Below are 18,119 nucleotides of genomic sequence, written 5' to 3' on the forward strand. Positions count from 1 at the left end.
GACGGCCGCGGGCGGGGCCGGACACCCGGCCCCGCGTGGTCGCGTTCCGGCCGCCGACCCAGGACAGTGGATATATGGGCGCACACCGGTACGATCCGTACGGTCCTGACGACCCGGCCGCCGCCGAGGCGCGCGCCGCGCTGGTCGCGGAGATCGCGGCGACCGGCGCGCTCGACGATCCGGCCTGGCGGTCGGCGTTCGAAGAGGTGCCGCGCCACGTGTTCGTGCCGTACTACTTCGTCGGCCGTCCCGGCGGCTACGACCGGCTCTGGAGCGGCGACCCCGAGCCCGCGCGGCGGGCGCGCTGGCTGCGGGGTGCTTACGCGGACGGGCCGCTCGCGATCCGGGTGCGCGACGGCGAGCTGATCTCGTCCAGCAGCCAGCCCTCGCTGATGGCCACCATGCTGGCGGAACTGGACGTACGGGACGGGGACCGGGTCCTGGAGATCGGCGCGGGCAGCGGCTACAACGCGGCGCTGCTCGCCCACCGGCTGGGCGACGACCAGGTCACCACCGTCGATCTGGACCCGGAGATCACCGAGTCCGCCCGCGCCCATCTCGCGACGGCCGGCTTCCGGCCCACCGTGATCACCGGCGACGGCGCGCGGGGCTGCCCCGGCCGGGCCCCCTTCGACCGGATCATCGCGACCTGCACCCTGCCGTCGGTGCCGGTCAGCTGGCTCGCGCAGTGCCGGCCGGGCGCCCGGATCCTGGCCCCGCTCGCCACCGGCCTGATCGCGCTGCGGGTCGGCGGCGAGGTCGGGCGGGACGGCGGGGGAGGCGGGGTCGGTGAAGGAGGCCGGGACGGCGCCGGGGGCGTCCCGTGCGCGGAGGGGCACTTCCTGCACACCGCCGCCTACTTCGTACCGCTGCGGGGCGTGCCCGAGGCCGAGCCGGGCGTACGGCGGGCCTTGAGCGGAAGACCCGGACTGGCCAGCGGGAACGAACTCTTCCGTTTCCTGCTGACCCTGACCGCGAACAGCCTCGACCCGCACGAGGCGCTCGCCCTCTGGGAGCGCGAGCGCCATCCGGGCCGGGAGCGGTTCGGCGTCACCGTCGTCGGCGACCGGCAGTGGGCGTGGCTGGACGACCCGACGGGACCGTACACCTGGTCCCTGAGCGACCACGGCCCGGACAGCGGTTAGTCGCGCCGGATGGTGATCGTCGTCCAGGCGCCGACATGGACCCGGTCGCCGTCCTTGAGCGGGACGGGGACATAGGGCTGTATCGGGTCCTCCGCGCCGTTCAGCGTGGTGCCGTTCGTGGAGTTCTGGTCGACCACCGACCAGCTGCCGTCCGGCTGGTGGACCAGGACCGCGTGCTGGTGCGAGACGCCCGGGTCCTCCGGCGGTACGGACAGGTCGATCTCGGGGGACTCGCCGGTGGAGTGCCGACGACGGCCGATCGCGATCTGGCTGCCGGACAGCTGGAGGCGCTGCTCGGGGGAGTACGCCGGCAGGTTCAGCCCGGTCGCCTCCGGGCCGCTGCGCTGCATCATCGCCATGAAGTAGTCACGGTCAGGTCCGATAACCGCCGTCCAGCTCACCGGCGACAGCGGCCGGTACGGCTGCGGAGGCCCGGACTGCTGCGCGCCCTGCGGCGGGCCCTGGGCCGAGCCCTGCTGGGATCCCTGCGGCGACTGGTGCTGCTGGGACTGGTACGGCGCCGGGGCCTGCGCCGAGCCGGGCGGCGGCAGCATCCAGTCGTCCTCGCCCGTCCGGGGCCGCGCCGGGGCGAGCGGGGCCGGGGGCTGCTGGAACGCCGGCGGGGCCGGCGGACCCGCCTGCTGCTGGTACGGCGGAGGCGGAGGCGGGCCCTGCCGGTGCGGGTCCTGACTGTGCGGTCCCTGTCCGTGCGGTCCCTGACCGTGCGGCCCCTGCCCACGCGGGTCCTGCTCCGAGACCGGCTCGGCGGCCAGCGGCTCGGCGGACCGGTTCAGCTGGGACGGGCGCGAACCCTGGTACTCGTACGGATCGGCCGGCCGGGGCGGCTGCTGCTGCGCCTGGAACCCGGGCGGCAGATTCAGCCCGGGTACGGGGCCGCCGGGCGCGCCGCCGGGGCGCGCGCCACCGGGCGTCGAGTGCTGGGGGGCCAGCGGGGTGTACGAGGTCGCCGTGTTCGTCAGGAAGTTCCAGCGGCACTCCTCGCAGAACGGAGCCATCGGCTCGCGCGGGGTGCGGCACTGCGGGCACAGCTCTGCCTGGGCGGTGGCGCCCGGTCCGGCGCCGGGGCCCGGCGGATAGCCGTAGCCGGGTGCGGGGGGCGGCGGGGGAGGCTGCGGTACGGCGCCCGCGGGAGCGCCAGGACCGGCCATGCGATGGCCGCAGACCTCGCACCAGTCTTCGGAACCCGACTGGTGTCCGTTCGGGCAGGTCGGCATGTCGGCGCTTCCCCCTCTCCTCGTCCGGCCCGGAGGCCGTCGTTCTTCGCTGCTGTCGCCGGCTGCTGCCGGCTACTTCTTGACGCGGACGGTCTTCGTCGACCGTGTTTCCAGGGTCATCTCGTCCGCATCCGCGACTTTCGCCTTCAGTCGCACAGTACCCGTCGCCGCGTCGACGACGTCCACCACCTTCGAAAGCAATTTCGCGGTATCCGCGTTCCCCGAGGAGGCGGCGAGCTGCACGGCACGGCCCAGTTTCGCGGTCGCGCCATCGAAATCGCCCGACTTACGGGCATTGAGGCCCTGTTGAATGACCTGCGCGAGTTCGGCCTGGCCCGTGTAGTGCGCGACCTGCGGGTTGATGGTGGTGGACGCGGACAGGTCGTCCGTCCACACCGCCCGCACCAGCCCCTGCGACAGCACCTCGGGCGGGCCGTCTCCCGCCGCCGGCAGGATCAGCGAGATCCGCGCGGCGAGCATCTCCCGGCCGATGCCGGCCTCGGGGACCCGTACACAGACGTGGTAGTCGCGGGACTCGTCGCCCCAGGAACCGGTCGGGTAGTCCCCGGCGCGCGGCCCCGCCTCCGTGCGCCGCTGCGTCAGCTCCTCGACCGTGGGCGCCACCTGCTTGACGAAGCCGATCTCCACCCCGACCGGCGTCCACATCCGCAGCGCCACATCCGCGACCTCCTTGCCCATCGCGTTCTCCATCATGCGGGTGAAGTCCTCGGCCAGGCCCGCCGGATCGGCCACGATGTCGGCGCTGCCGAGCAGCGCCGAGGCGATCGCGGTGACCTCCTTGACCTCCCAGTCCGTGCCGACCCCCCGGGCGTCACAGGTGAACCGGCCCGCGCACGCGTCCAGCGCGGCCCTCAGGTCCTCCGCCGACTCGTGCTCGTTGCGGCCGTCGGTCAGCAGGATCCCGTGCCGGATGGCGACATCGGCCGAGGCCAGCAGCCGGTCGGTCAGCCGCAGCCAGGTGCCGATCGCCGTACCGCCGCCCGCGCTGAGCCGCCGCAGGGCGTCCTTGGCCTGGGCTCTGGTCCGCCCGTCGGCGACCGCGAGCCCGCCGTTGCGCGGGTAGACCTCCCGTGCCACATGCGTACCGGCGACGATCGCGAAGGCGACCCCGTCGCGCAGGGTGTCGACGGCCGCGGCCGTGGCGTCGCGCGCGTTGCGCATCTTCGTCGGCGGGTAGTCCATCGAGCCCGAACAGTCGACCATGATCACCACGGCGGCGTTCGGGCCGCCGCCCGGCGCGGTGTTCGCGGCGGGGGAGGCTCCCGTCAGCGGCACCCCACCGGTGGTCCCGCCGCCCGTGGAGGTCACCGTGACGATCGCGTTGACCTCGCGCCCGCCCTCCGGCAGATACTCGTTCTGGTACACGTCCACGGAGAACCGCGGCACGCTCGATTTCGAGAAGTTCGCCATCTGTATCGGCTCCTTGACGCTCCACACAGCGGAGACACGTGACGGAATTTCGGTGGAACGGGCCCCGGGCGCCGCTCACGGCGTGCGGCGGTCGGATCCTGCCCCTCGCGGCTCGACGGCGAACGGCAGCACCGCCACTGTTACGTTGTCGTGGCCCCCGCCGTCGAGCGCGTGCCCGACCAGGACCTGGGCCGCGTGCAGCGGGCGGCGCGCCGCGTCGGCGGGCAGGGCGCGCGCCATCTCGTCCACCCCTTCCGCGTAATTCCACAGACCGTCCGTGCAGACCAGCACGACACCGGGGCGGTCCGGCTTGAACGACGCGGTGTGCGGCTCCAGTTCGTACGCGTCGGCGCCGAGCCAGCCCGTGATGGCGTGCGCCCGCTCGTCCGCGTACGCCTCCGCCTCGTTCATCAGCCCCGCGGCCACCATCTGCGCGGCCCACGAGTCGTCCTCGGTGAGCCGGGCGGGCGGGCCCTCGCGGTCGTCCGGCACCCAGTACACCCTGCTGTCCCCGATCCAGCCGACCACCAGCAGCCCGTTCGCCACCACGGCGCTGACGATCGTGCAGGCCGGGGCGTTCTGGTGGCGGTGCGGGTCGTGCTCGGGGGTGCCGGGGCGGACCGTGGCCAGGGAGTTGACCGACTCGGCGGCGGCGAGGATCGACTCGTGCATCGCCTGCTGCGGATGCGTACCCCGCTCCAGGGCGGCGAGCAGATACTCGTTGGCCGCCGCGGCGGCGGCGGCGGACGCCTCGTCCGGGCGCGTCGCCGACGAGACGCCGTCGCAGACCACGGCGACCACGGCGGGCGAGCCGTCCGGCAGCGCGGCGGTCGACACGGCGAACGCGTCCTCGTTGCGGTGGTGGCGAAGCCCCCGGTCGCTCACGGCGGCCACCGCGCCGAGCTCCCGCTCGACGTGGTCGCGTTCGCGCGGCTGGGCGTGCCCGCAGTTCTCGCAGTAACCGTCCGGGTCGACATGCCCGGCGCGGCAGGCGACACAGAGCTTGGAGCCGGCCGGGGACGCCGTCCCGGGGGCGGCGGTACGCGGATCGGCCGACGCGGGGGCCGTCCCGCGATCCGGAGCCCGGTCCGGGGACACGGCGGGCCGTGGCGCCGCCGGCGCGGGCAGCTCGAAGTCACCGGCGTGGGCCCCGATCCGGGTCCCGTCCGAGTCCAGTCCCGGTACCTCGTCCGGCAGATGGGCGGACACGGGCGTGCCCGAGCCGTCCTTCCCGGTGGCCGCCGGCCAGTGCGCTCCGGCGGGCGGCGCGGCAGGCTGCTCCGGCCGCCCCTGCCGTACCGGCTGTGCCGGGCTGTTCATGACCAGGGTGGGATGGTCATCGGGACGCGGCGGGACGGCCGACAGGTCATATCCGCACACTCCGCAGAACAGATCGCCGGACTCCAGCGGCTCCGTGCAGCCGGGGCAGGTCGGCACCGCGGCCGACCCGTGGTTCTGGGACATCAATCACACCCACGTCCGGGGGCGGAAACGGTTGGCCCGCTCCACCAGTTCGATCCTCTCCTCGCCGCGCTGAGCGAGCCGGGCAAGCACCCGGTACGAGCGTTCCAGTCCGAAGCGCAGTCCGCGTTCGTCCAGTTCACTGCCGAGCAGTGCGGCCTGCGCGGGCCGCACCCCGGGACTACCGGAGAGTACCCAGTCCAGCGCCGTGCCCAGTACCTCCGTCGACAGCCGCTCGCGCCGCACCGCGTCCAGATCGAACTGCCGGAGCGCGGCGACCTGGTGGGCCGCCGCCGTCAGATCGTCTATCAGCGTCGGTTCCGGCGGCGTACCAGGGGAGAAGGAGGCGGGGGCTGCGGACGACGGAACGCCGCGCTGCCGCAGCCGCGCCCGTACGGCCGCCACCCGGGCCGCCGTGTAGTGGATCGACGCCTCGGGCACGGACTCCAGGGTGCGTACGGCGCCGACCCGGTCACCCGCGGCGAGCCGCACCCGGGCCAGCCCGAACGCGGCGCTGACATAGCTCGGATCCGTCGCCCAGACCAGGCGGTAGTACTCGGCGGCGTTGTCCAGCTGACCGAGCACCTCGGCGCAGACGCCCAGCGCCAGCTTGGGAGCCGGCTCGCCGGGGAACGCGTCGTACACGGCGTCGAAGGAGACCGCCGCGATGTCGTGGTCGCCCGTCGCCAGCGAGGCGACACCCCGGTACCAGACCACCCGCCAGTCGTCGGCGCTCCGCTCCTCCAGGGAGTGCAGCACCTCGGCCGCGACGGCCGGTTCGCCCATCTCCAGCCGGGCGCGCAGCTCGCGCAGCCCCCGCTCCACCGAATCGGCGGGGGCGGACGCCAGCGCGACGATCAGCTCGGCGGGCGCGGAGGCCATCAGCCCCGCGAGGAAACCGGCGTTCGGATCGTTCGGATCCACTCTCGGTACGGGCAGGGCCAGCGCGGTCGCCCGCGCGTCGAGCGCCGCGAGCCGCGGCCCGCCCGCCCCGCCCACCGGCACACCGCTGTCGGGGACCGGGGCGGCCGGCAGGCCCCCGGTGCGCGGCGCCGGCACGCCGCCCGGCGCGGGCGCCTGCCCCGGCGGGTAGGGCACGGCCGCCGGATCGAGGCCGCCGGCGCCCGGAACCCCGGGCCGCGCCCCCGGCGCCGGAAGCGCCACCGCGCCCGCCCCGGTGAGCGCGGCCGGCGCGGACCCCGCGACGGCCGGTCTCGTCCGCCACCCCGGTCTGCCGCCGGCCGGCTTCGCCCGCGCGCCCAGCCGCGAGACGTCCTCCGTCAGCTCCGCGAACAGTTCGGTGTCGGTGACCCGCAGCTCGGGACCGAACAGCGTCGACAGCGCGGGACGCGGACGGCCCGACTGGAGCGCCACGACCTCCCGCAACACGCCCATCAGCTGCTCGGCCATCTCCGCCGCCGAGGAGAACCGCCGGGCCGGATCGGGGTCCGTCGCCCGCACCAGCAGCCGGTAGAACGACTCGTACCGGTGGAAGACCTCGATGTTGGCCGGGTCGGGCAGCGAGTCCACGTACACGTTCGTGTAGCCCTGGAAGTCGAAGGTCAGCACCGCCAGCGTGCGCGCGACCGTATACAGGTCCGAGGCCACCGATGGGCCCACCTCGGCGACTTCCGGCGCCTGATAGCCGACGGTCCCGTAGATCGCCGCCTCGTCGTCGTCCATCCGGCAGACCGCGCCCATGTCTATGAGCTTGAGCTGATTCTCCGTCTGGATCGCGTTGTCGACCTTGAAGTCGCAGTACACCAGGTTCCTGCTGTGCAGATGGCCGAGCGCCTCCAGCGCCTCGATCCCGTACGCGCACGCCTGCTCGACCGGCAGCGGGTCGCGTCGGCCGGACGGGGTGCGCCGCTCGTTGGCGATCTCCTTGAGCGACTTGCCGCCCACGTACTCCATGACGATGTAGCCGTCCATGGAGCCGGTCCGCTGGTCGAGGTGTTCCACGAAGTTGTAGATACGGACGATGTTGGAGTGCTCGATCTCCGCGAGGAAGCGCCGCTCGGAGATGGCCGCCTCCATGGCGTCCTGGTCACCGGTGTCCAGCAGGCCCTTGAGGACCACCCAGCGGTCCGAGACGGCACGGTCCACGGCGAGATAGATCCAGCCGAGCCCGCCGTGGGCCAGACACCCCATCACCTCGTACTGCCCGTGCACGATGTCGCCCTCGTGCAGCTTCGGCACGAACGAGTACGGGTGGCCGCACTTCGTGCAGAACCCCTCCGTGCGGCCGGGCCGCTCGCCGCGCGCCCGGCCCACCGGCGCCCCGCAGTCGGAGCGCGAGCAGTACCGCTTGCGCTCCGGCACCTCCGCGTTCGCCATCACGGCCGCACCCGGATCCGGCCGTGGCACGTCCGGTACGGTCACCAGCCCCGCGCCCAGCCGGTTGCGCCCCGACGAACTCGTCGAGGCACCGGAGCTGCGCACCGACACCGAGCGGGACGACAGCTCCCCGGACAGCGCCCGCGAGAGCCGTCCCGAGACCGAGCGCCGGGAGGTGGAGGAGCGCGAGGAGGCCCGGGAGGACGCGCGGGACGAGGAGCGCGAGGAGTCACCGCTGCCCGAACGGCCGTCCGGGACGCCGCCGGAGCCACGACCGGAGCCGGGTGACCGGCCCGAGCCGCTGCCCCGGCCGGCCCCGCCGGCGGTCATCCCGGTGGCCGGCGAGGTCAGCGTCCCGTCGGGCGCGACGACGGGGGCCAGACCGCAGGTGTCGCAGTACAGCTCACCGCCGCCCATGTCCTCGTACGAGCCCTCACAGCCGGGGCGCTGGCATGTACCCGTCCCGTTGCTCATCTGTCCCCCCGTTCACTCTCTGTTCTTCGTGCCGTGCCCGCGCGGCCCGCCGCCGCCTCGCTGTCCGCCGGGGCGCTCACCGCTCACCCCCGCGGCCGGTCGCTTCCGGCCCGCGCGGGACCAGGATCTCCGCCGCCGCCCGCTGGTAGCGCAGCACCGCCTGCTCGGCCACGCGCAGATCGCAGGGCGCGCTCCACAGCATCCGGCGCGCCGCGTCGTACCGCTCGATCAGCACCGGGTCCTCCGCCATCCCGTGCCGGGCGACCTTCGCCTTGTACGCGTCGAGCCGGCCGCGCAGCTCGGCGCGGACCGCGAGCGGCGCCGTCACGGCGGTCAAGGACTCGCGGGCCCGCAGCAGTTCGTCCTCGGCGTCGCGCTCCAGCGACTCCAGGAGCGGCGAGAGCCGGTTCCACTGGGCGTGCCTGCGGTACTCGGCGGCGGTCGAGAGCCGCTCCTGGAGCACGGTCGGCGGACCGCTGACGGCCGGCACCTCGGAGGCCGCGATCTTCGCCAGCACCTCGCCGCGCGCCGACCTGGCCTCGGTGAGCGTGCGGTCGGCGCGCGACAGGACGTCGCGCAGCCGCATCAGCCGCTCCTCCGAGTCCTGGCGCACCCGCAGCACCGCCTCGATCTCCCGCCGCACGTCCTCCAGGGCGCGCGCCGCCCGGTCGTAGCGCTCGGTGTCGGGCCGGCCGCCGCCCGGGGCCGAACTCCCCGGCGCGGGGCGCCAGAACGCCAGTGGATCGGAGACCACCTGCGCGCGCAGCGTGGTCAGCTCGTGCGTGATCGACTCCAGGTCGTCACCCGCCGGATGCTCCCCGGGCCGCACGCCCACCGAGTGCGCCAGCGAGAGCGTGCGCCGCAGCTCCGCCGCGAGCAGGTCGATCCTGGCGGGCAGCGCGGACCACACGGAGTCCGCGGCCACCACCATGTCCAGCGAGGACGCGTACAGCTCGTTCATCCTGGAGACGAGTTCGGCGAGGGTGAGGTGCTCGGAGAGCCGCGCGGGACCGCCGAGGGCGGCCGGCGCCGCGCCCCCGGCCACGGTGACTCCGCGCCCGCGCAGGGTCTCCGTCAGCTCCGCGAGATCGTCCCGGCTCGGCCAGCGCCGCCTGGCCCGGCTCTCCCTGGCGCCGGTCAGCGCCGCCGTATAGGCGTCGAAGTACGTCCACAGCAGGGCGATCGAGCGCTCGGCGGTGGCCCAGCGGTCCTTGGTGACCCCGGTCAGCTCGGCGCCTTCGAGGAGTCTGCGGCCCGCGTGGTCCTGAAGGGCGAGCAGCGAGGTCTCGATCGCCTCGTACTCCGCTTCCAGGCGCGCCAGAGCCCGGTCCACCTCGTCCCGGTCCATCGCCGGTCCCGGTGGCCTCCCCGTCGAGTCGGGGAAGGAGCCCGTGCCGCCCATCGATCACCTCTCCGCTTCTCGTGTCCACCCGGTCCCGCGGGTCGCCGGGGCCCGCCGGTCACCGGTGCCGCCCGGCCCCGGTGCCGCCTACCGGGCCGTCGGCGGTCCTGTGAGGCCGGGCAGCCCCTTCGCCAGCCACTTCTTGTACGAGCGCGTCCAGCGGCTGTCGTCGCCGCCCGCGCTGTAGTCCTTCAGTACCTTGTTCACCCGGGCGATCAGATCCGTGTTGCCGTTCTTGGCGGCGATGCCGTAGTACTCCTTCGGGAGCTGGGCCCCGACCCGCTCGATCGCCGGGTCCTGCGCCATCAGCCCGGCCGCGAGCGAATTGTCCGTCATTATCGCGTCGGCCTCGTCCAACTGGAGCCTGACCAGGCAGTCCAGCTGGTTGGGGACCGACACCCTCTTGGCGCCGAAACTCTCCGCCCGCAGCTTGCTGTCCGCGCTCGACCCGCTCGCCGAGCAGACACGCTTGCCCCGGAGGGACTCGTCGTACCCCTTGATGGCCGAACCCTTGGGGGCGAGCAGTTGCAGGCCCGTCTCGAAGTAGGCCGTGGAGAAGAGGACTTCCTTCTTGCGCTGGCAGTCGATCGACATCGTCCTGACGACCAGATCGACGGCCCCGTCCTTCCCCTCCTCCTTCTTGAGCGCGGGGATCCGCTGACTGGTGGTGACCGCACGGTAGGTGACGGCGTCCGGGTCGCCGAATATCTCCTCGGCGATGGCGTGGACGAGGTCGATGTCGAAGCCTTCCAGCTCCTTCGTGAGCGGATTGCGGTAGCCCCACCCGTAGCTGTTCTGGTCGATGCCGACCACCAGCTTGGGCACCTTCCGCGCTTTGATCCTCTTGATGGCCTCGCCGTCCACGCCCGACGGCTGGACCGAGCTCTCCAGCAGATCGCAGTCCTCGGCCACCACGGGCACGGCGGTGGAGATCCGCTGCTGAGCGGAGTCCGCGGGATCCTCCCCCACGGAATGGGACAGCGGGAGCAGCGTCAGCGAACCCGTCAGCACACAGGCGGCCACCATCGCCATGACCCCGCCCCAGCCGCGGAACCTGCCGGACGGGTGGAGCCCGCGGAAACGGCGGAGCCTGTCCATGGATGTCATCACTCCCCCTCTCACCGGTATTCCGAAAGCCTGCGGCCGATACCCAGAACCGCCCCGGCCGCCGCCACCAGCGCGAGCACGCCGGCCCCGATCGCCAGACCGTCCAGCCAGCTCTTCCCGTCCTCGGCGAATCGCTCGAAGTCCTCCTGCTTGTCGCCGAGCGAGTCGTCCAGCGCCTGCTTCACCCGGTTGAAGGACTGGCCCGTCGACCCCTCGTCGCCGATGACCTTCGCCACCGCCGCCCGGTAGTCCCCGGCCGCGTCGGACGCGCGGGCCTCCTGGTGGCGACCCTGCCACTGCCCGTACGCGGCACGCGCCGCGTCCACCTGCCTGCCGACGGAGCCGCCGTCGGCGAGCTTGTCCGCCCGGGCGAGCGCGCGGCCCAGCTCGCCCATGGCCGTCTGGTAGTCCTTCTCGTACTTGTCCTCGTCCTCGCCGGTCCTGTCGTCCTTCTCGATGACCGCGCCCAGCGAGACCATCGTGAGGTTCTCATTGGCCCGCGCCTTGAGCGACTCGATCCGCGCGTCGTTCAGCTCCTTCAGCGACGCCTGGCCCTGGGTCTGCGCGCTGTTGAGATCGCCCCGGGCGAGGGACTGCCCGACCCCCAGCCAGACCAGCAGGACCAGCGAGGCGGCCGTGGCGCAGACCAGCCCCAGGTTGAAGACCCGGTTCGTCCGCCGGTAGTTGCGCCGCTGGGTCCAGAAGAGGAAGCCGAGCACCGCCACGGCGAGCACGGTCGACGCGTACGGCCACTGCCGCGCCCTGTCGTTGTCCGCGGCGAGCCGGCCCGTCTCCGCGTCGTACAGCTTCTTGGCCTGGGGCAGCAGATCCTCGGTCATCCGCTCGTTCGCGTACCGCAGATAGGCCGCGCCCAGCGGCAGGCCCTGCCGGTTGTAGGCGCGGGCCTGCTCGATCAGACCGGTGTAGACCGGAAGCCCCTCGTTGAGGCTCTTGATGGCCGTGCCCGACGCGCCGGAACTGTCCGTGTGGGTGGCCGCCTTGATCAGCAGCTCCGACGCCGTCCGGATGTATTCGGCGTAGTCCTCGCGGAGCTTCACCGGCTCCGGCGCGCCCGACAGGAAGGCGCTCGCCGCTGCCGTGTCGGCGTCGGCCAGCGAGCTGTAGATGCCGGCGGCGTCCGCGCTCAGCTGCTGACTGCTGTTGACCACGTCATGGGCGGCGGCGTACCGGTCGGAGACCTCCCACGCCGTCACCGCGCCGAACGCCACGACCAGCAGGGCCAGGGCCGCGCCGATGATCCGCAGCCGGCCCGGCTCCGTCCCCGCCGCCGCGCGCAGCCGCTCGGTGGTCTCCGTCCACGCCGCTGCGCGCGCCGGCGGCTCCTCCGGGGAGGGTCCGGCGGCCGGCGACGACCGCGTGGGCGTGCGGCCCGGCGCCGACGGCGGCGCGGTGCGCACATTCGACGGGTATGTCACGTGGCCTCCCCCTCGGTCATCTGACGACGGCCCGCCTTCTGCGGGTCGGGGGAAAACTCCCGGGCAGCAGTATGACCGCAATGACCGCCAACCACATCAGGCTTGACGGGATCTTGTACCTATCACATCCGCCATGCCCGCCCCGCTCTCCCCTACCATGAATACGCCGGGGCACCATGATCGGTTCCCCCGCCGGGGAGTTCTTACGCGCATGGATGAACCTCCCCTTCCTCAGCCCTGATTACCCCCTGAATCACGCGTAATGCGCGGCCAGCCGGGTATGGGCCCGCGCGTTCGCCCCCACCCGGTCCAGACCGAGCAGGGCCGCGCCCAGCACCGGCGGCGCCGTCACCACCTCGACCACCGCCTTCGGCGCCCCGGCCGCCATCAGTTCGAGGATCCGTCCGTCCAGCCGGGGGTGGCGGGCCGCCAGCACACTGCCGCCCAGCACCACCGGCGTCACCTCGTCGAGCAGTCCCAGCCTGCCGAGCGCGACCGTCGCCAGCAGGGCGACCTCCTCGGCCAGCCGGTCGACCACCGAGGCGGCCACCGCGTCGCCCGCCGCGCAGGTCTCGAACAGCACCGGCGTCAGCTCGTACCGGCTGGCGAACGGGATACGGCCGAGGTGCAGCGCCTCGATCAGCTCGTACATCGAGCCCAGACCGAAGTGCCCCGGCAGCGTCCGCGTCAGCTCCGTCGGCTCGCCCCGTCCGTCCTCCGCCCGCGCCGCCAGCCACAGCGCCTCCTCCGAGAGCCCCGAACCGCCGCCCCAGTCACCGGAGATACGCCCCACCGCGGGAAACCGCGCGGTACGGCCGTCCGGCAGCAGCCCCGCGCAGTTGATACCCGCGCCGCACACCACCGCCACGCCCCGGGGCGGAGCGCCGCTCGGCAGCCCGGCCCGCAGCACCGCGAAGGTGTCGTTGCGCACCTCCGCGGTACGGCCCCATCCCCGCGCCCGTACCGCCTGCGCCAACTCCCGCTCCTCGGAGGGAAGATCGGCGTTGGCCAGACACGCGGACACCTGATCGGCCAGGTCCCGCGCGGGCAGCCCGGCCGCCGAGGCCGCTTCCGCGACCGCGCTCTCCAGCGTGTCGAGCGCCGCCTCGATCCCCACGGCCGGCGGCTGGAAGCCGCCCCCGCGAGCCGTGCCGAGCACCGAACCGTCGGGGCCGATCACGGCCACATCGGTCTTGCTGTTCCCCGCGTCGACGGCCAGCACGCTCCCGCGCCCCGCCGCCGGCTCCCCGCCCACGGCGCCGCCGTCCCCGCCGCCTCCGTACGCCCGCGCGCTCACGCCCACGCCAAGTGCTCCCTGTTGTGCGCGATCAGCTTGTCGGTGAGCGCCTCGGCGCTCTCGAACTGGCCGATCAGGGGGTGGGCCAGCAGGGCCGCGAAGACCCGGTCCCTGCCGCCGTGCAGCGCTGCCTCCAGCGCGAGATCCTCGTACGCCGTGACCTGGGCGACCAGCCCCGCGTACAGCGGCTCCAGCCGGGGCACCGCCAGCGGCACCGCACCCGAGGTGCCCACCCGGGCCTGCACCTCGATCACCGCGTCGTCCGCGAGGAACGGCAGCGTGCCGTTGTTGTACGTGTTCACCACCTGGAAGGGACTGCCCCCGCCGCGCAGCAGCGCCGCCGCCAGATCGACCGCGGCCTCCGAGTAGAACGCGCCGCCGCGCCGCGCCAGCAGCTCGGGCTTCTCGTCCAGCGCGGGATCGCCGTACATCTCCAGCAGCCGCTTCTCCATCTCGGCCACCTCGGAGGCCCGGGACGGCTTGGTCGCCAGCTCCCGCACGACCTCGTCGTGCGTGTAGAAGTAGCGCAGATAGTACGAGGGCACCACCCCGAGCCGGTCGAGCAGCGCGCGCGGCAGCCGCAGATCCGCCGCGATCGCGTCGGCGTGCCCGGCCAGCAGTCCGGGCAGCAGGTCGGGGCCCTCGGGGCCGCCCAGCCGTACGCCCCGCTCCCAGGTCAGATGGTTCAGCCCCACATGCTCCAGGTGCACGTCGGCGGGCGCGACGTCCAGCAGCCGCGCGAACTTGCGCTGGAAGCCGATCGCGACATTGCACAGCCCGACGGCCCGGTGCCCGGCCCCGAGCAGCGCCCGGGTCACGATCCCCACCGGGTTGGTGAAGTCGATGATCCAGGCGTTCGGGCTGGCGCGCCGGATCCGCTCCGCGATGTCCAGCACCACCGGCACCGTGCGCAGGGCCTTGGCGAGCCCGCCCGCGCCGGTCGTCTCCTGGCCGACGCAGCCGCACTCCAGCGGCCAGGTCTCGTCCTGGAGCCGGGCCGCCTGCCCGCCGACGCGCAGCTGGAGCAGCACCGCGTCCGCGTCGGCGACACCCGCGTCCAGGTCGGAGGTGGTGGTGATACGGCCGGGGTGGCCCTGTTTGGCGAAGATCCGCCGCGCCAGCCCCCCGACCAGGTCGAGCCGGTCGGCCGCCGGGTCGACCAGGACGAGTTCACCGATCGGCAGGGTGTCGCGCAACCGGGCGAATCCGTCGATGAGTTCGGGTGTGTAGGTGGATCCTCCGCCCACCACGGCGAGCTTCATGGTTCTTGGCCCTTCACTCTGGTCGGTGTCGTGCGGTGCGCCTGTCGTGCGACGCGTCTGTCGTGCGGTGAGCGTGTGGGGGGCCTCCGCCGTGCGGTGCCCGGTCAGCGGGAGGAGGTGTCGAACACCTCGTCGCGTGTGGTCGCCAGGGCGCTTTCCAGCGCGCCCCGCAGGACGGGCCGGCGCTGGACCTCGCCGAGGACGAGCCGGGGCCGGGAAGCGGCCAGTTCGGCCAGTTCCCGTTCGACGAGTGCGCGCAGCGGCTCGCCGCCCGCGGCGGTCACCCCGCCCGTGAGGACGATCAGTTCGGGGTCGAGGACGGCGGTCACCGAGGCGAGACCGGTGGCGAGGCGCTGCGCGTACAGCCGCAGCAGCTCGGCGAACCGGCCGTCCTGGGCGTGCTCGTCGTCCGCGCGCCCGGCGTCCGTACGCCCGGCGCGTTCGTCGTCCGTACGTCCGGAGTGTCCGGCGCCCGTGTGTCCCGCGGCGGCGCGCGCCAGCAGCCGGGCCGCGGCCTCGGCGTGCGGCCGTTCCGGATGCTGTTCCGGGACGTCGATGCCCAGGGCCCGGGCGAGCCTCGGTACGGACGGGGCGCCCGCCAGCTCCTGGAAGCCGCCGCTGTTCGCCCTGGCCGCCTTGCGTACCAGCGCCGTGCCGGGAACCGGCAGGAAGCCGACCTCACCCGCGCCGCCGGTGAAGCCCCGGTGCAGCTGCCCGCCGATGAACAGGGCGGCGCCGAGGCCCTGTTCGTTCCACAGCAGGACGAAGTCCTGTTTCCCGCGCGCCGCCCCGAGCCGTCGCTCGGCGACGGCAGCGAGGTTGACGTCGTTCTCGTACTCGACGGGCACCGGCAGCGCCGCCGTCAGCTCGTCCAGCAGCGCGGCGGAGTGCCAGCCGGGCAGATGGGCCGCGTACCGCAGCTGCCCGGTGGCCGGGTCGAACGCGCCCGGCGTGCCGATCACCACCCGGCGCAGGTCGGCGTGGGCCAGCCCGGCGGCCCGCACTGCGCCGTCCAGCGCCCGCGTCACCTGCCGTACGGCGCTGTCGGCGCGGCGCTCCGGCGTGAGCAGTTCGTACTCCCCGACGACGGTGCCGGTGAGGTCGGCGACGGCGGCGAGGATCCGCCGCGGGGTCACATCCAGCCCGGCGGCGTACGCGGCGCGCGCGTTGACCGCGTACAGGCGCGCGCCCGGGCCCGGCCCGCCCTCGGTGGTGCCGGTGGCGACGACGAGTCCGGCGGCTTCCAGCCGGGAGAGCAACTGCGAGACGGTGGGCTTCGACAGGCCGGTCAGCTGACCCGTACGCGTCCGGGAGAGCGGCCCGTGGGCCAGCAGCAGATCCAGCACGGCGCGGTCGTTCATCGCCCGCAGGACGCGCGGGGTCCCCGGCGACGGAGCGGCGGACGGAGCGGCGGACGGAGCGGTCGGCGGAGCGGCGGACGGAGCGGTCGGCGGAGTGGCGGACGGGGCGGGAGAGCCGGATTCGGCGGTCACGGCGGTGGTGCCACCTGCCTTTCGGCCACTCGCTCGGCGGGACTGTCAGGAAGGTTTCCTGTCAGTCACCGCGCAACGTAGGCCCGTGCCCCGGACGGCGTCAAGACCCCGGCCGGGGCACAGAAGGGAGTGAGAGCCAAAGCCGCCGGTGACGCTACTTCGCGAGGTTCGGGCCCGGCGGTATCGGCGCCGCCGCCAGCGACTGCGGGGACGTCGGGCTGGCCAGCGCCGAGGGCGCTGAGACTCCGGCCGAGGGGTCCGTCGCGGGCGCGTCGCCCGGCCCGGCGGGGGCGGCCCCGATGATGCGGATGCCCGCCTCGTCGAAGGCGCGCTTGACGCGCCAGCGCAGCTCGCGCTCCACCGCCGTCGACTGGCCCGGCATCGTCTTCGCCGACAGCCGCACCGTCACCGAGTCCAGAAGTACGGAGTCCAGGCCGAGCACCTCGACCGGGCCCCACAGCCGCTCGTTCCACGGGTCGTCCTTCGCGATCCTCCCGGCGACCTCGTCGAGGACCGCACGGACCCGCTCCAGGTCCTCCGACGGGTTGACCACCACGTCGACGCCGGCCGTGGCCCAGCCCTGGCTGAGGTTGCCGATCCGCTTGACCTCGCCGTTGCGCACGTACCAGATCTCACCGTGCTCGCCGCGCAGCTTCGTGACCCGCAGTCCCACCTCGATCACCTCGCCCGAGGCGACGCCCGCGTCGATGGTGTCCCCGACCCCGTACTGGTCCTCCAGGATCATGAACACGCCGGAGAGGAAGTCCGTGACGAGATTGCGCGCGCCGAAGCCCAGCGCCACCCCGGCGACCCCGGCGGAGGCCAGCAGCGGGGCCAGATTGATGTTGAGAGCGCCGAGCATCATCAGCGCCGCCGTGCCCAGGATCAGGAACGACGTGACCGAGCGGAGCACCGAGCCGATCGCCTCGGAGCGCTGACGGCGCCGTTCCGCGTTGACCAGCAGCCCGCCGAGCGCGGAGCCCTCGACCGTCTGGACGCTGCGGTTCATCCGCTCTATGAGCTTGGTCAGCGCGCGCCGGATCACATGGCGCAGCACGAGCGCGATCACCAGGATCAGCACCATGCGCAGGCCGACGCTCAGCCAGGTGGCCCAGTTCTGCTCCACCCAGCTCGCCGCCTCCGTCGCCCGGCCTGCGGCCTCGTCCAGCGTGACGGTGTCGGACGGCGGGTCTGCGGCGGCCGGCAGGGCTGACCAGGACACGACGGAAACCTCCAGATATCGCCGGGCGGGTCAACCACACTAACGGGGCAGCGCGGGCCCACCGGTGCTGTGCGGCTCCGGAGAGACACTCCTCACGTGCGCCTCGTGCAAGAGCTGTACGGGTCCTGTGCCGCCCCCGCCGACGCCGTGTGGTCGAAAACACTCCGAGCCCGTTACCTGGACGTGGTGGCGTTTCGACCTGGCGTAAGGAGAGACTGGAGCAGATCGTCACGGCACGAAGCCACGTGCCGCCGGCGTACAAGGAGGCATCCGTGCCGCATGTCCTGGTCCTCAACGCGTCGTACGAGCCCCTCGGCGTCGTACCGCTCCGCCGCGCGCTCGTCCTCGTTCTGGAGAACAAGGCCCTCTGTCTAGAGGAATCCGGCGCCTTCATGCACAGCGAGACCCGTGTCATCCCAGCACCCAGCGTCGTACGGCTGAAGCGTTTCGTACGGGTCCCCTACCGGGGGCCCGTTCCGCTGACGCGCCGCGCCCTCTTCGCCCGCGACGGCGGACGCTGCATGTACTGCGGTGGTGTCGCCACCAGCGTCGACCACGTCATTCCGCGCAGCCGGGGCGGCCAGCACCGGTGGGACAACGTGGTGGCCGCCTGCCGCCGCTGCAACCACGTCAAGGCCGACCGGCATCTGCGGGAGCTGGGGTGGCGGCTCAACCACCAGCCGGCCCCGCCGTCCGGGCTGGCCTGGCGGATCATCGGCACCGGCCACCGCGACCCGCGCTGGATGCCGTATCTCCAACCGTACGGAGCGGAGGACGCGGTGGCACGGATCGACGGCATCTCGGCGTAGGCCGCGCT

At 73.5% G+C, this 18,119-nt stretch carries 13 protein-coding genes; 2 read left to right on the forward strand and 11 right to left on the reverse strand.

The window, feature by feature from the left end; genetic code table 11:
* Positions 1-74 precede the first annotated feature (74 nt).
* Positions 75-1,145, forward strand: coding sequence for a methyltransferase domain-containing protein (locus tag OG627_RS23475; RefSeq protein ID WP_329068168.1), 1,071 nt, complete (start codon positions 75-77; stop codon positions 1,143-1,145).
* Here the strand turns inward: OG627_RS23475 and OG627_RS23480 are convergent.
* From OG627_RS23480 to OG627_RS23530, 11 genes are all read right to left on the reverse strand, one after another.
* Positions 1,142-2,380 (reverse strand): FHA domain-containing protein, encoded by a 1,239-nt coding sequence (locus OG627_RS23480; protein WP_329068170.1) that lies wholly within the window; start codon positions 2,378-2,380, stop codon positions 1,142-1,144. The genes OG627_RS23475 and OG627_RS23480 overlap by 4 nt on opposite strands.
* Positions 2,381-2,452: 72 nt before the next feature.
* Positions 2,453-3,811 (reverse strand): vWA domain-containing protein, encoded by a 1,359-nt coding sequence (locus OG627_RS23485; RefSeq protein ID WP_329068172.1) that lies wholly within the window; start codon positions 3,809-3,811, stop codon positions 2,453-2,455.
* Positions 3,812-3,886: 75 nt separating this feature from the next.
* Positions 3,887-5,275 (reverse strand): PP2C family protein-serine/threonine phosphatase, encoded by a 1,389-nt coding sequence (locus tag OG627_RS23490; RefSeq protein WP_329068174.1) that lies wholly within the window; start codon positions 5,273-5,275, stop codon positions 3,887-3,889.
* 3 nt (positions 5,276-5,278) lie between these two features.
* Complete coding sequence (locus tag OG627_RS23495) at positions 5,279-8,083, reverse strand: tetratricopeptide repeat protein (protein ID WP_329068176.1); 2,805 nt, start codon at positions 8,081-8,083, stop codon at positions 5,279-5,281.
* A 76-nt stretch (positions 8,084-8,159) separates the two neighbouring features.
* Positions 8,160-9,485 (reverse strand): hypothetical protein, encoded by a 1,326-nt coding sequence (locus tag OG627_RS23500; protein WP_329068178.1) that lies wholly within the window; start codon positions 9,483-9,485, stop codon positions 8,160-8,162.
* Between the two features lie 87 nt (positions 9,486-9,572).
* Positions 9,573-10,583, reverse strand: a complete 1,011-nt coding sequence (locus tag OG627_RS23505) for a glutamate ABC transporter substrate-binding protein (protein WP_329068179.1) — start codon at positions 10,581-10,583, stop codon at positions 9,573-9,575.
* Between the two features lie 20 nt (positions 10,584-10,603).
* Positions 10,604-12,028, reverse strand: a complete 1,425-nt coding sequence (locus OG627_RS23510; protein ID WP_329068181.1) for a hypothetical protein — start codon at positions 12,026-12,028, stop codon at positions 10,604-10,606.
* Positions 12,029-12,281: 253 nt separating this feature from the next.
* On the reverse strand, positions 12,282-13,283 hold the full coding sequence (locus tag OG627_RS23515; protein ID WP_329072907.1) for an N-acetylglucosamine kinase: 1,002 nt from the start codon (positions 13,281-13,283) through the stop codon (positions 12,282-12,284).
* A gap of 38 nt (positions 13,284-13,321) precedes the next feature.
* A complete protein-coding gene (locus OG627_RS23520; RefSeq protein WP_329068184.1) occupies positions 13,322-14,587 on the reverse strand; it encodes a 6-phospho-beta-glucosidase in 1,266 nt (421 codons plus the stop codon).
* Positions 14,588-14,691: 104 nt separating this feature from the next.
* Positions 14,692-15,948, reverse strand: coding sequence for an ROK family transcriptional regulator (locus OG627_RS23525; protein WP_329072909.1), 1,257 nt, complete (start codon positions 15,946-15,948; stop codon positions 14,692-14,694).
* 286 nt (positions 15,949-16,234) lie between these two features.
* Complete coding sequence (locus tag OG627_RS23530) at positions 16,235-17,302, reverse strand: mechanosensitive ion channel family protein (protein ID WP_329068186.1); 1,068 nt, start codon at positions 17,300-17,302, stop codon at positions 16,235-16,237.
* Positions 17,303-17,574: 272 nt separating this feature from the next.
* Here OG627_RS23530 and OG627_RS23535 point away from each other — a divergent pair, with 272 nt between their 5' ends.
* Complete coding sequence (locus OG627_RS23535; RefSeq protein WP_114626374.1) at positions 17,575-18,111, forward strand: HNH endonuclease; 537 nt, start codon at positions 17,575-17,577, stop codon at positions 18,109-18,111.
* The last annotated feature ends 8 nt before the right edge of the window (positions 18,112-18,119 follow it).

The sequence above is a fragment of the Streptomyces sp. NBC_01429 genome (assembly GCF_036231945.1).
GTDB lineage: Bacteria > Actinomycetota > Actinomycetes > Streptomycetales > Streptomycetaceae > Streptomyces.

Bases quoted from the DNA above. Each gene is read 5' to 3' on its own strand.
- OG627_RS23475 (WP_329068168.1), top strand. From the start codon at position 75: ATGGGCGCACACCGGTACGATCCGTACGGTCCTGACGACCCGGCCGCC.
- OG627_RS23480 (WP_329068170.1), bottom strand. From the start codon at position 2,380: ATGCCGACCTGCCCGAACGGACACCAGTCGGGTTCCGAAGACTGGTGC.
- OG627_RS23485 (WP_329068172.1), bottom strand. From the start codon at position 3,811: ATGGCGAACTTCTCGAAATCGAGCGTGCCGCGGTTCTCCGTGGACGTG.
- OG627_RS23490 (WP_329068174.1), bottom strand. From the start codon at position 5,275: ATGTCCCAGAACCACGGGTCGGCCGCGGTGCCGACCTGCCCCGGCTGC.
- OG627_RS23495 (WP_329068176.1), bottom strand. From the start codon at position 8,083: ATGAGCAACGGGACGGGTACATGCCAGCGCCCCGGCTGTGAGGGCTCG.
- OG627_RS23500 (WP_329068178.1), bottom strand. From the start codon at position 9,485: ATGGGCGGCACGGGCTCCTTCCCCGACTCGACGGGGAGGCCACCGGGA.
- OG627_RS23505 (WP_329068179.1), bottom strand. From the start codon at position 10,583: ATGGACAGGCTCCGCCGTTTCCGCGGGCTCCACCCGTCCGGCAGGTTC.
- OG627_RS23520 (WP_329068184.1), bottom strand. From the start codon at position 14,587: ATGAAGCTCGCCGTGGTGGGCGGAGGATCCACCTACACACCCGAACTC.
- OG627_RS23525 (WP_329072909.1), bottom strand. From the start codon at position 15,948: ATGAACGACCGCGCCGTGCTGGATCTGCTGCTGGCCCACGGGCCGCTC.